Here is a 12,694-nt window from a genome sequence, read left to right on the forward strand (position 1 = left end):
CTGCGCTCACTCGTGTGCCCCCCATTGATCAACAAACAGCAGCTCATCCAGACTACGCGGCCGCGCCCACTGCTCCTGTACCAGCATGGGCTCTGGGTAAAACTCGGCTACTGGCCCCAGGCACAATACCGCGATGGGTTTGGCGCCGGGCGGCAACTGCAACAGGCTGGCCAGCGCCTGCGGCTCGAACAGCGACACCCAGCCCATCCCCAGCCCCTCTGCCCTGGCTGCGAGCCAGAGATTCTGGATCGCACAGGCCAACGAGGCCAGATCCATCTCCGGCAGCGTGCGGCGGCCAAACACATGAGCCTCGCGGCCCTCGGGCAAGGCGGCCACCAGCAGTTCGGCGCAGTCGCGCACGCCCTGCACTTTCAAGCGCATGAACTCATCACGACGCTCACCCAGAGCCTCTGCCGTGGCCTGACGCTCCTGCTCCACCAACTGATGAATTTGCTCGCGTAAGACGCCGCTGCGGATGCGGATAAAGCGCCAGGGCTGCATCAAGCCAACACTGGGCGCCTGGTGCGCGGCCTGCAGCAGGCGCTGTAGTAACTCGTCTGCCACCTCGCCGCCGATAAAGTGCCGCATGTCCCGGCGCTCGCGAATGGCGCGGTACAGCGCGTCCCGCTCGGCAGCGGAGTAGGCATGCGGCAGGTTCATGGCCGGAACAGTGCCGCCGCTGCCGAGGGGTTACTGGGCAGGTAAAAGTGGATGTAAGACGCTGTCATACGCTCCTGCCGGTAAACCGCCTCGGCGGTGCGCCGATAGTTGGGGCACTCGCCGCGCACCAGTGGCTGCAGTTCGCAGGTCAGCTGCGAATGATGGAAGGTGTGGCCATGCAATCTGCCCTCTGGCAACTCAACTGCCTGCAAAGCAAGGGCGCTGAGGCGCTGCTGCATGGCCGCATCACCACTCAGTAACCCGCACATCTCGAAGCGCTCGCCCTGCAGGTCGGTCAGACTGTCGAGCAGGTAGAGCATGCCACCGCACTCGGCGACGATCGGCTTACCCATCAGGTGGTGCTCGGCTATCTCCGCCTGCATCGCCTTGTTGCCCGCCAGTTGCGCGGCGTGCAATTCGGGATAACCGCCGGGCAGATAAAGGCTATCCACATCGGGTAGATGGGCATCCTGCAGCGGCGAAAAGTAAAGCAGATCGGCGCCCAGCGCCTGCAACAGCTGTAGATTGGCCTGATAGACAAAAGCAAACGCCGCGTCGCGTGCCACGCCAATGCTGACGCCGGCGAGCAGCGGCTCAAGGTGCTGCGCTGCCGGCGCGGCAAAGCTCACCGGCGCCGGCAGCGCATCGCTCACGCTGGCAGCCAGTGCGCTGGCGGCGGCATCAAGCCGAACCTCCAGATCAGCCAACTCGCCTGCCTGAACCAGCCCCAAGTGGCGGCTGGGCAAGGCGATATCGGCCGAGCGTGGCAAGGCGCCAAACCAGCGGATGTCGGCCGGCAGGCTGTCGCGCAGAATCTCGCCATGCCGCGCGCTACCCAGCTTGTTGCCCAGCACGCCGGCAAAGGGCAGATCAGCCTGAAAATTCGCCAGTCCGTACGCCATGGCGGCGAAGGTCTGCGCCATGCCGGAACCGTCGATAACCCCCAGCACCGGCACACCAAACTGGCGCGCGAGATCCGCCGCCGAGGGCGTACCGTCAAACAGCCCCATAACGCCTTCAATCAGAATCAGGTCGGCCTCACCTGCGGCTTCCCACAACAGCCGCTGGGACTGCTCCAGCCCCACCATCCACAGATCCAGCTGATGTACCGGCGCGCCGCTGGCGACCTCCAGGATCATCGGATCAAGAAAGTCCGGCCCACATTTGAACACCCGCACCTTGCGACCCGCGAGCCGATGCATGCGCGCCAACGCGGCAGTAACCGTGGTTTTGCCCTGCCCTGAGGCCGGGGCGGCAATCAATACCGCCGGGCAGTGTCTGCTAGTCAAAACTCGATCCCCTTCTGCGCCTTGATACCGGCTTTGAATGCATGCTTGACCATGCCCATCTCAGTCACCGTATCGGCGACCTCAAGCAGCGCCGTGGGTGCGCCACGACCGGTGATCACCACATGCTGCGCGGGGGGCCGGGCCTGAATATCCGCGATGACCTGTTCAAGCTGCAAATAGCCGTATTTGAGCGCTATGTTCAGCTCATCCAGCAGCACCAGAGCCACATCTGGGTCGCGCATCAGCTCTACCGCCACCGCCCAGGCCGCTTGCGCCTTGGCCATATCATCCTGACGATCCTGGGTTTCCCAAGTGAAGCCGGCACCCATCACGTGATAACGCACCTCATCGGGAAAGCGGCGAAAGAAGCTTTCCTCACCGGTGCTTTTTGCGCCCTTGATGAACTGCACGATACCAATGCGCAAGCCATGCCCCAGCGCCCGCGCGGCCATGCCGAAACCCGAACTGCTCTTGCCCTTGCCGTTACCGGTCAGCACCAACAGCACACCACGTTCCTGCTGTGCGACGGCGATTTTTTCGTCCACCACCGTCTTCTTGCGCAGCATGCGCTGGCGATGGCGCTCATCGCGTTCCGGGTCCTGCTCACTCATGCCTGATGGCTCTGTTTGCCGAGCAAGGTCTGCGCGCTGCGTGCGCCTATGTAGAGCACCACGGCGATGCCCACATACAGCGCCAAAGTGCTCAGGTACTGAGGGTAGTAATGCGCGATACGCTCAACCATGCCCATCAAGGTCGGGGCGTCATAACGGCCTGACAAAAAGTAGAAACCGCCGCTGGAGAACAGCTGGCAGACCAGCGCACTCAGCGCCATCACAGGTACCAGAATCGCCAGCGAGCCGGCCGTTTCGCGGTGCCAACCGGCGTACAGACGGCCACCAAACCAGAGTGCGCCGTAGGCTGGAATCAGCATCCAGTAGGCAACGCTCATGCAATGGTGGCCGGCGTTGATCCAGCCGACGCTGGCGACGTCAATCAGCGTCGCTTCAGCAAACAGCAGCGGGAATACCCATTTAGGTCGCAACAGCACGCCCGCCAGAAAGAACACCGCCCAGGAGGCGCTGGGCAGGTTTTGCAGCGGAAAGTGGCTACCACGGGTCATGGCCATCAATGCCACCAGCGCAACGCCGATGTACAGCTGGGTAGATCTGGACAGGTTAAGCACGGTCGTTCTCCTCGTTGAAAACAGCAAAGCGTTTGCGCCCTGGTCAGCGCAAACGCCTTTGGCTACCGTCCCGGTAGAGACGGCTGGGTCCTGCAGCCTGGCCTACATGGCCTGGTAGCGCAGGGTCAGGTACCCCGCGCGACCCGGTTGCTGGTAGGTGGCGGCGGTTTCGTAATCGGTATCGAACAGATTGGTGATCTGCGCCTGTACCCGCCAGGCGTGACTCAGCCAGTAGGTAGCACGCAGATCAAGGGTGTTATACCCGGGCAGGTCCGTACTGTTTGCGGCGTTATCCCAGCGCCGACCTTCGGCGTGCAGGCTGGCGCCAACGCCGATGCGACCAAAGCGGCGATCCACATCCAGATTGAAAACCTGCTCGGCGCGGCGCGGCAGCAGGTCGCCCTGGCCGGCGCGATTGGACGCGTTTTTCGGGTCCTGCAGGGTCAGGTTGCCCTGCCAGCTCCACCCCAACAGCTGGGTAGCGGCTTCCAGCTCCAACCCGTTGATGGTGGCCTTGTCGATGTTCTGCGCCTGTAGCCCAGCGCCGCTGTTGAAATAGGCGATCAGATCGTCGATCTCATTGCGAAACGCGGTGGCCGACCAGTTGCCCCAGTCGTGCCAGCCTTGTAGCCCGGCCTCCAGGCTCTTGGAGCTTTCCGGTTCCAGGTCTGCATTACCAAAGCCGGGGTAATACAGTTGATTGAAGGTCGGTGCCTTGAACGCTGTGCCGTAACTGGCCACCGCACGCAATGCATCGGTGAGTTGCAGGCCATAACCCAAACTGCCGGTGTTGTGCGCACCAAACTGCTCGTTGTCGTCATGGCGCAGGCTGAGCTGCACTTCGTGACGGCCGAACTGCGCCAGGTATTGCGCGTAAACGCCGTGGTTGTCGCGGCCGTCTTCGGCGAAGGTGCCGGTGCCGTTGACCTCGTCGTCCAGCCAGTCGTAGCCCAGGGTCAGCAGTTGCCCTTCTGCTAGGCGCAGGTCGTTTTGCCAGCCGAAGCTATCGCGCCGGGTATCGATGCGGGTGTTGAAGGTGTTGCCGTTGAAGGTGTCGGTCTTGTCTTCACTGCGACCAGCCTGCAGGGTCACATCCCAGGCGCTCAGCGGCGAGAAGCGGGCACGTGCGCCGTACACCTTGGTGACGTTGTCAGCGTTGGCCTTGAAGCCGGAGTCGTAATCGTTGTGCGAGTCGACCTGCAGGATATTGCCATCCAGCGTCAGTCCGTTGGCAAAGCGGTAGCCGCCGCTGAGATTGGCCGATAGCTCGCGGTAACCGTCATGGTCCACTTCGCGCGAAGGGCGCGCATCAATGCCTTCATCTTTCAGGCTGCTGGCACCCAGGTTGTACCAGGCCTTGTCGTCGCCGCCCGACACTCCGGCAGTGCCGGAAAGGTGCTGCGCGCTGCCAACAGTGGTCGAGAAGTACGGCTGCGCCCCGCCATCACCGCCCCGGCGGGTGAAAATTTGAATCACCCCGCCAATCGCCTCTGAACCATACAGGCTGGAGCGCGGCCCACGCACCACCTCAATCCGCTCAATCTGCTCTACCGGCAGGTTTTGCAGCGCGGCGTCGCCGGTGGTAGCTGACCCTATGCGCACGCCATCGATCAACACCAGCACCTGATTGGTACTGGCGCCGCGAATGCTGATCGTGGTGTTCTTGCCGGGGCCACCGGTGTTGACCAGGTTGACACCCGGCACACGGCGCAGCAACTGGTCGACACTGGTGACCTGCAGTCGCTCGATATCGTTACGATCAAACACGCTGGTGGCAGCAATGCTTTGCGCGCCGCTCTGCGCCGTTCGGGTGGCGGTCACCACCTGATCATCAAGGCTCAGGGTATGTGCTAAAGAAAGGGAAGACAGGCCAACGAGGCCAAGCGCCACCGGGGCGCGAAAAAAAGTTTTCATGCTGCGTGATTGCTCCGTCGTACCCACCCGCACGACACTGACTGAGATACACAGTGGCGGAGGCAGGAGAACGGCAGCCAGCAAGCATCGGCGGGCCGTACACCTACAGCGCCCACCGCACTGTTGTGATTCGCATCAGGCCGGTCTCCGGGCTTGCGATTGGATCTGTTGATCCTGCGACCTGAACCTTCCCATGCACAGCACAGTGGTTTTCTCAGGGGCATCGCCGTGAGGCGAACATCGCTTACCGTTGCGGGGGCAGCGCCGGAATTGTCTGCATTGGCAGACGCACCGGCTTCCCAGTTTCACCCTCTCTGAATAGAGGGAACCTGAAGCAGGCGTGAAGAGTAGAGAGTTTGCCGCAGAGCGTCAACCGAGCTTTAACGCCGCCCGCATAACGGGCAAAACCGGCCACGCTGCGCCAGAATCGTGCAGTTCAGCGCGGGCCGGGGCGGGTAACTGGCGTTTTCAGCAGTGCGTCGTAATTGAGAATGGTTTGAGCGACATCGCACAGCTTCTGGCTTCGTTCCATGGCGGCACTCTGCAACGCGCGAAACGCCTCTTCCTCACTCAAACCCTGTTGTGTCATCAGCACGCCCTTGGCGCGCTCGATGGTCTTGCGCTCGCTGAGGCTGCGGCGCGCGTTTTCCAGCTCGTCGTGCAACTGCTGCAGGCGCACGGTCTGCTCGTGCAACACCTCCAGCACCGAGCGCTGCACGTGATTGCCCAGACGCTCACCTGGCAACGGATCAAGCTCCGTAGCCTGTACGTTGTACAGCCGCGCCGCCGGCGTATTGGCCTCGTCATCCAGGCTGTTGAGCCGCTTCAGCAAGCGGCGCTGGCTATCCAGATCCGCCTTGGCCTGGCTGGTACTGTGCTCACACATCAGTTGCAGTTTATCGGCCAGGTCGTCCTCGACCTGCTTCATGCTGTCGATACGCTGCGAGGTGAGTTCAAACCACAACTCGCCCATCGCCGCCTGCACCTGGCTTCGCTCATTGGTACGGGCCGCCACCTGCCGCAGCCGTGCGATCTCACCCACCAGCTCTTCACTGCAGAGGGTCAGCCAATGACGCTTGCTGTCGGGGTCGGCGAACTCGATAAAGGTATCAAAACAGCGACGCTGGGCATCTTCGAGATAAGCCAGCTTGTCGCGCTGGGTTTGGTCGAAGTAACCGGCGATAAAACCGGAAACCCCAATAGCCCGCTCCTGCCCCGCCAGTTCCTTGCCCTGCATGAAGTTGAACATCGCCACCAGGGCGCGTGTTACGCGCGGATCGACTGCGGTGTCCGCCGCTTCAAATACCACAGCCAGCAAGCCGGCGATCAGGCGGGTAAAGCTGCGAGTCGCGTCCTGCGCGCTGATTTGCTGCGCGCGCACTCGCCGCCGCACGGCCGGTAGCGCGTCCAGGCCGTGCAATACAAAGGCGACGCGGGTAAACAGGCGCGCCTTGTCGGCGCCGCAGCCGTGCTCTATATCCATGCGGTTGAAGGCCTTGCGTACTCGCTCAGCGCAAGCGCTGGCAGTCGCAGACAGCTCATCCAGCGGCTGCCGGTAACGTTCCGCCTGGCCTCCCAGATACATGTTGGAAAAGCCGCGTTCACGCTGCAGCGCGTGCACCAGACGGCTGATTTCGCTGACCAGCTGACAGGTCAGCGCCAGTGCCTGCAGCCCCTGCATTTCACTGCGCCGGGCCGCCAGCATGAAATCAAGCGCTGTCGACATATCTCCCCCTCCCCGGTCTGAGATGCCGGTTCAGCAAAGACGCAGCAATACCTGTGCCATCCGGCAGCCGGGCCACCCTGCGCACCGGCCTTTGCAGTGGAAACAATGCCACCTAATGTGAAGACAACAATGACTCTCGTTTCGCAGGAGACACCAACATGTTCGAACCCGGCCAACTGCACCTCGCGCGCATGCGTCTGCTGCCGACCGACAGCGGTTTCAGTATCGACATTCGCTATCAGGTGGAGCAGCAAGGCAAGGCAGTCAGCTTCCATGTCACCGGTGAAGTCAACGGCGAGGCGATTGACGAAGGTTTCACGCTAACGCGCGACAGCGCGTTCAACTTTGCCAGTGATATTGATCACCTGCTGCGCCGCCACCAGGTGTTGTCGCCTGAGTTCATGTCGCTGACGACGCATCACGAATACGACGCCATGTTCGAGGACATCCGCAGCCAGTTGCATGCCTGGCACGGCGAAGCCATCGACCTGGATCAGTTCACCTAGGTAGCGCAGGGAGGTAAAACCAGACGGGAAACAGCCAACTGACGGGCAACAAAAAACCCCAGTTGCGTGAGCAACTGGGGTTTATCTGATATGGCGCAGCGGACGGGACTCGAACCCGCGACCCCCGGCGTGACAGGCCGGTATTCTAACCAACTGAACTACCGCTGCGCATCAGCTCAAAACCCTGCAAAAACGTCGCTGCAGAGCGTCTGAACTGGCGCGCATTGTAAACATTCCATCAAGGGAGTCAAGCACTTGCGTGAGATTTATTATCCACGCGATAACTGTGGCGAAGCGTGCCTCAGAGCGCCCCGCGCGTGCGCCTTTCAATAGCCGGCTGCGCCCATTCGCCACCACAGTGCGCAACGGCTGCGCCTCATCATTGCTCCCGATTAACAGATAACACTTTGGCGCATCAGCGTTTGCCTTGCGGGCGCAGAGCGACCATGATGAAGACAAACCCCACACAAAGGATCAAGCCCATGCCGTGGTACGGATGGCTGTTTATCGCACTGGCGCTCGGCAGCATCGTCGGCAGCCTGCTGATGCTGCGCGACAACGCCGGGAGCAACAAGGTCAGCAAGGAAACCATTGCCCGTGTGAAAGCGCGCGAAGCGGAACTCGCAGCAGAGGAAGCGCGCGAAGAAAAGCGGTAGACTAGCGGCGCAAACGCCACCCCCTGGCTCGGATTCATTTGCGTGCGGGCATTTTTTTGCTCGCCGCCGACAAGACAGTTACAGATCATGGTCAATTCTCTGCAAGCTCAACTCCTCAAAGCCGGCCTGGTTGACGAGAAAAAACTCAAGCAAGCACAGCGCGCCAAGAAGAAGGCCGCCAAAACCGAACCCGCGCAGGACACCGGCAAAGCCATTGCCCAGGCGCGCACGGAAAAGGCCGAGCGTGACCGCCAGCTCAATCAGCAACGCCAGGAAGAGGCCGCGCGCAAGGAGCGTGAGGCGCAGGTCAAGCAGATGGTCGAGAACAGCAAGCTGGATCGCAGTGGCGGCGAAACGCCCTACCAGTTTGTCAGCAAGAACAAGATCAAGAAGATTCACGTCACCAAGGAGCAGTTCGATCTGCTTAGCCGCGGTCGCCTGGGTATCACCCGGCTGTCGGGCAACTTCGTGCTGATCCCGCTGGAAATCGCTGAAAAGGTACGCGAGCGCGCACCACACTGGCCGGTCTACGTCGCCCAAGCCAAGGCCGAAGCACCAGCCGAAGATGATCCTTATGCTGCCTTCCAGGTCCCTGATGACCTGATGTGGTAGCACTGATGTAGCCCGGCGCCTTGCGCGCCGGGCTACTTGGCCGACGCTATTCTTCGGCTTCCAGCTCTTCTTCAGTCTGCTCTGGCTGATCAATCTCGCTGTCGTCTACCAGATTTTCGTCATCCTTCATGCGCTCCTGCTTGTCGCGCTCATCCTCGTGCTCCTGCTCTGAACAACTGGGCTTGAGCAGGAAGGTGTCAGACACATCGATCAGGCCGATGTGCTCGATGGTCCGACGGCCGATCAGCACCGGGTAAGTCATGTCGCCGCGGTCACGCAGGGAAAACTGCTCCTCGTAAACCTGGTCACCCATGCAGATCGACATTTTCACTACCGGACGACGATCGGAGCCACCCGCGCCGCGCACCAGAATGCGGCGAAACACCGGACGCTCGAATTTCATGGTGACCAGCTCGCCGGAGTCGGCATCCTTCACCGGAACGTCGTAGCGGACCCAGGGCTTGCCCTTGTGCTCGAAGGTCTCCAGATTGACCGCATGCATCGACGAGGTCAGTGCCCCCGAATCGACCTTGATCTTCACGGCCGTATGCTCAGGCATGATCAGACCCTTCTCGATCCAGCCCACTACCTGCTTCTCGTGGCGCTCGCCCGCCTCGTCCACGCGATCATCGCTACCGGCCTGAGCCATGCCCGCGACGGACGCCAGCAGTACACACGCTGATAACGACATCACCTTGAAAACTGACTGCATGAGAAATCCTTATTGCAAACATCAGAATAGACTGGACCACGCCCGGAAAGTGCCCTCCGCCCTGCGGCAGAACACCGGTTTCGGCGCTTTATATACCAGTTAAGACGATAAGAACACCTGTCTATCTTATATCGACCAATCACAGAAACCGATTAGCACTTGAAAGCCGGCGCCACATGACGTCAAATTGACATCATGCATGCCAATAAAATATCACTCAGGTTATGCAGCTCACTGCCGATATGCTCGGTACCGGGATCTGACTAGTCAGCTTCCGCTACCAATGCAGAACAATTAAAACAAAATGCCGTATGCCATTCAGTGCGTGGAGGTTGTAGATGAAGCTGTTGCGCAGCATTCGAATCAGTCAACGGATCTGGCTGATCCTGATTATTGCACTGGCCAGTACCCTGATCATGGAGGGTGTATCCCTCTCCCATCTGCACAAGGAAATCCGCGACGCCGAGATCACCAAGGCAACCCACCTGGTGGAGGTAGCGCACGACCTGATGAACTTCTACCACCAGAAGGAACTCAGTGGCGAGCTCACCGGTGAGCAGGCGCGGCAGGAGGCAATGGCAGCGCTGGGCAGCCTGCGTTATGACGGTAATGAGTACTACTGGGTCAATGACATGAACAACATCATGGTCATGCACCCGCTGGCGCCGCAAACCGTCGGGGTCGACCTGACCACGATGCAGAACACCGAAGGCGTCAATGTCATCAGCGAGATGGTCGCGCTCGCCCGCTCCAAGGGCACCGCCAGCTTCGAGTACAACTGGCCCAAGCCGGGCGAAGAGGAAGGCACCCCCAAGATTGCCGCCTTCAAGCACTTTGCACCATGGGATTACATGGTTGGCACCGGTATCTACATAGATGACATGCAGGCCAAGTTCCGCAGCGCCATCACCAGCTCCGTCATCATCATGACCCTGGTTACCCTCGCCATGGTTGCCCTCCTCTACGTGATCGGCCGTAGCATTACCCAGCCGCTCAATAGCGTCGTCGATGCCATGCGTGGCGTAGCAAGCGGCGAAGCCGATCTGAGCCGCCGGCTGGACGACGGTGCCCGCGATGAGGTCTCGCAGATCGCCCACTACTTCAATCAGTTCAACCGCAACCTGGCCGACATCATCCAGCAACTCGGCGACAGCGCTCGTCAGTTGATCAGCTCGAGCCATCAGCTGGATCAGATCAGCGGCAACAGCCTGCGCGATATGAACACCCAGTCAGAGCGCATGGAGTTGATGGCCACGGCGATCAACGAGATCACCTATGGCGTACAGGATGTAGCGCAGAACGCCAACGCCGCCGCGCAGGAGGTAGAGAACGCCAATGAAGGCGCCAACAACGGTCGCTATCAGGTCGACAAGACCATTCAGGAGATCAAGCTGCTGTCCGGCAGCGTGCAGACCGCCGTCGAGCACATGGAAACCCTGTCCAGCGATGCGCAGGAAATCACTTCCGTACTGGACGTGATCCGCAACATCGCAGAGCAGACCAACCTGTTGGCGCTCAACGCCGCGATTGAAGCCGCTCGTGCCGGTGAGATGGGCCGCGGCTTTGCCGTGGTGGCCGATGAGGTGCGCAATCTGGCGCAACGCACGCAGAAGTCGACCGAAGAGATTCACAACATGATCACCAAGCTGCAGACCAATACGCAGACGGTGGTCGGGGTGATCAACGACAGCAGCCGCCATTCGCAGCAAAGCGTCGAGCAGGTCAATGAAGCCGGCAAGGCGCTGGAGCTGATCGCCCACTCGATGGAGCAACTGGTGGCCCTGAACGCCTCCATCGCCAGCGCCACGACCCAGCAGTCCACCGTGGTCGAGGATGTCAATCGCAACGTAACCGAAGCCGCCGAGCTGGCCCGCGAGACCACCGACGGCGCGCGGGAAACCGCGCAGGCAGGCCAGCATCTGGCCAGTCTGGGTCGCCAGATCGACGAGTTGCTCAAGCGCTTCCGCGTTTAATCATAGCCACAAAAAAGCGCGCAACCGGATGGCCGGTTGCGCGCTTTTTACTGTCTGCTTGCTGCCTTCGGGGTCAGAGCACCATGACCGCCAACCAGCCGAAAGCAATCAACGGTAGGTTGTAATGCAGGAAGGTGGGTACCACGGTATCCCAGATGTGGTTGTGCTGGCCGTCTACATTGAGACCAGCAGTTGGACCCAGCGTGGAGTCGGAGGCCGGTGAACCGGCATCACCCAACGCCGCCGCCGTGCCGACCAGAGCAACAATCGCCATCGGGCTGAAACCCAGCTGCATCGCCAGTGGCACGTAAATGGCGGCAATGATCGGGATAGTCGAGAACGACGAGCCGATCCCCATGGTGATGAGCAGGCCCACCAGCAGCATCAGCAAGGCAGCCAGCGCGCGATTGTTGCCAATCAACTCAGCCGAGCTGTCGACCAGCGTCTGGATCGCGCCCGTGGCCCGCATCACTTCGGCAAACCCGGCTGCCGCAATCATGATGAAGCCAATCATCGCCATCATTTTCATGCCCTCGGTGAAGACGCCATCGGCGTCTTTCCAGCGCACTACCCCAGACACCGAGAAAATCACGAAACCGGCCAAGGCACCCATGATCATCGAGTCCAGCCACAGCTGAATAACGAAAGCGGCCACCACCGCTGCCAGCGCCACCAGTAGCGACATCGGGCTGTAGCCGCCTTCCATCCGCTCGACCTGACGAATACGCGCGACATCGTATTCACGTGGCTTGCGGTAACTGATGAAGATCGCCACCAGCAGACCCAGCAGCATCCCCAGCGCCGGCAACGCCATGGCGTGCATCACATTGATGTCTGCCACTTCGGCGCCGCTTTCTGCCACATTGGCGAGCAGAATATCGTTGAGGAAAATGCCACCAAAACCGACCGGCAAAAACATGTACGGGGTAATCAGACCAAAGGTCAGCACGCAGGCCACCGCCCGGCGATCCAGGTTCAATCGCGCCATAACGTACAACAGCGGCGGCACCAGCAGGGGAATAAAGGCAATATGAATCGGCAGTATGTTCTGTGAAGCAATCGCCACACTGCCAAGCAACAACACCAGAATGAGCTTCAGCAGCCCTGCCCCGCCCTGCTGCTGGCGGTCAACCAACTGCAGCGCCCGGTCCGCCAGCGCATGTGCCAAACCAGATTTGGCAATGGCCACTGCAAAGGCGCCGAGCAAGGCATAGCTCAGCGCGATGTTCGCCCCTTTGCCCAGACCGCTCTGAAAGGTTTCCAGCGTGGCCTGCAGCCCCAAGCCACCCAGCAGACCCCCCGTGAGCGCGCCCAGAATCAACGCCACTACCACGTGTACCCGACACAGGCTCAACACCAACATGACGGCAACTGCCGCAACTACCGCGTTCATTCAGTCTCTCCAGCAAAGTAGGCCCGGTTACCGGCCGCGCTGGCCAGACAACCCTCAAAGGTCGCGTACT

Annotated in this window: 12 protein-coding genes, 1 tRNA gene and 1 riboswitch; of the genes, 4 read left to right on the plus strand and 9 right to left on the minus strand. The window is 60.7% G+C overall.

All coding sequences use genetic code 11. From position 1 onward, the window contains the following. Nucleotides 1-6: 6 nt before the first annotated feature. The 6 genes from bluB to BLU26_RS04255 all read right to left on the minus strand — a co-directional run bounded on the left by bluB (nucleotide 7) and on the right by BLU26_RS04255 (nucleotide 6,772). On the minus strand, nucleotides 7-660 hold the full coding sequence (bluB, locus tag BLU26_RS04230; protein WP_092284163.1) for a 5,6-dimethylbenzimidazole synthase: 654 nt from the start codon (nucleotides 658-660) through the stop codon (nucleotides 7-9). Beyond that, nucleotides 657-1,949 (minus strand): cobyrinate a,c-diamide synthase, encoded by a 1,293-nt coding sequence (locus BLU26_RS04235; RefSeq protein ID WP_092284165.1) that lies wholly within the window; start codon nucleotides 1,947-1,949, stop codon nucleotides 657-659. Before BLU26_RS04235 ends, bluB begins: the two co-directional genes overlap by 4 nt. Next, on the minus strand, nucleotides 1,946-2,560 hold the full coding sequence (gene cobO / locus BLU26_RS04240) for a cob(I)yrinic acid a,c-diamide adenosyltransferase (RefSeq protein ID WP_092284167.1): 615 nt from the start codon (nucleotides 2,558-2,560) through the stop codon (nucleotides 1,946-1,948). Before cobO ends, BLU26_RS04235 begins: the two co-directional genes overlap by 4 nt. After that, a complete protein-coding gene (locus tag BLU26_RS04245) occupies nucleotides 2,557-3,132 on the minus strand; it encodes a hypothetical protein (RefSeq protein WP_092284169.1) in 576 nt (191 codons plus the stop codon). The genes cobO and BLU26_RS04245 overlap by 4 nt, the downstream gene beginning before the upstream one ends. Nucleotides 3,133-3,234: 102 nt before the next feature. Continuing rightward, the gene (btuB, locus tag BLU26_RS04250) at nucleotides 3,235-5,046 is read right to left on the minus strand and encodes a TonB-dependent vitamin B12 receptor (RefSeq protein ID WP_092284171.1); all 1,812 of its coding nucleotides are present in this window, start codon (nucleotides 5,044-5,046) and stop codon (nucleotides 3,235-3,237) included. A gap of 121 nt (nucleotides 5,047-5,167) precedes the next feature. Then, nucleotides 5,168-5,394: riboswitch (cobalamin riboswitch) on the minus strand. Between the two features lie 88 nt (nucleotides 5,395-5,482). Next, nucleotides 5,483-6,772, minus strand: a complete 1,290-nt coding sequence (locus BLU26_RS04255; RefSeq protein ID WP_092284173.1) for a nitrate regulatory protein — start codon at nucleotides 6,770-6,772, stop codon at nucleotides 5,483-5,485. A gap of 158 nt (nucleotides 6,773-6,930) precedes the next feature. On the opposite strand from BLU26_RS04255, the gene BLU26_RS04260 reads away from it, so the two are divergent. Beyond that, a complete protein-coding gene (locus tag BLU26_RS04260) occupies nucleotides 6,931-7,278 on the plus strand; it encodes a DUF5064 family protein (RefSeq protein WP_092284175.1) in 348 nt (115 codons plus the stop codon). A 91-nt stretch (nucleotides 7,279-7,369) separates the two neighbouring features. Here the strand turns inward: BLU26_RS04260 and BLU26_RS04265 are convergent. After that, nucleotides 7,370-7,446: transfer RNA gene (locus BLU26_RS04265), tRNA-Asp, on the minus strand. A gap of 314 nt (nucleotides 7,447-7,760) precedes the next feature. On the opposite strand from BLU26_RS04265, the gene BLU26_RS04270 reads away from it, so the two are divergent. Together BLU26_RS04270 and BLU26_RS04275 are read left to right on the plus strand one after the other, a co-directional pair. After that, a complete protein-coding gene (locus BLU26_RS04270; protein ID WP_092284176.1) occupies nucleotides 7,761-7,934 on the plus strand; it encodes a DUF2897 family protein in 174 nt (57 codons plus the stop codon). An 87-nt stretch (nucleotides 7,935-8,021) separates the two neighbouring features. Further along, the gene (locus BLU26_RS04275; RefSeq protein ID WP_092284178.1) at nucleotides 8,022-8,546 is read left to right on the plus strand and encodes a DUF2058 domain-containing protein; all 525 of its coding nucleotides are present in this window, start codon (nucleotides 8,022-8,024) and stop codon (nucleotides 8,544-8,546) included. A gap of 46 nt (nucleotides 8,547-8,592) precedes the next feature. On the opposite strand, the gene rloA3 is transcribed toward BLU26_RS04275, so the two are convergent. Continuing rightward, complete coding sequence (rloA3, locus tag BLU26_RS04280) at nucleotides 8,593-9,258, minus strand: retropepsin-like aspartic peptidase RloA3 (RefSeq protein WP_197674530.1); 666 nt, start codon at nucleotides 9,256-9,258, stop codon at nucleotides 8,593-8,595. Between the two features lie 338 nt (nucleotides 9,259-9,596). On the opposite strand from rloA3, the gene BLU26_RS04285 reads away from it, so the two are divergent. Next, complete coding sequence (locus BLU26_RS04285) at nucleotides 9,597-11,231, plus strand: methyl-accepting chemotaxis protein (RefSeq protein WP_092284180.1); 1,635 nt, start codon at nucleotides 9,597-9,599, stop codon at nucleotides 11,229-11,231. A gap of 73 nt (nucleotides 11,232-11,304) precedes the next feature. Here the strand turns inward: BLU26_RS04285 and BLU26_RS04290 are convergent, their stop codons facing one another. Further along, on the minus strand, nucleotides 11,305-12,624 hold the full coding sequence (locus BLU26_RS04290) for a Na+/H+ antiporter family protein (RefSeq protein WP_092284182.1): 1,320 nt from the start codon (nucleotides 12,622-12,624) through the stop codon (nucleotides 11,305-11,307). Nucleotides 12,625-12,694 lie beyond the last annotated feature (70 nt).

The sequence above is a fragment of the Halopseudomonas sabulinigri genome (assembly GCF_900105255.1).
Lineage (GTDB): Bacteria > Pseudomonadota > Gammaproteobacteria > Pseudomonadales > Pseudomonadaceae > Halopseudomonas > Halopseudomonas sabulinigri.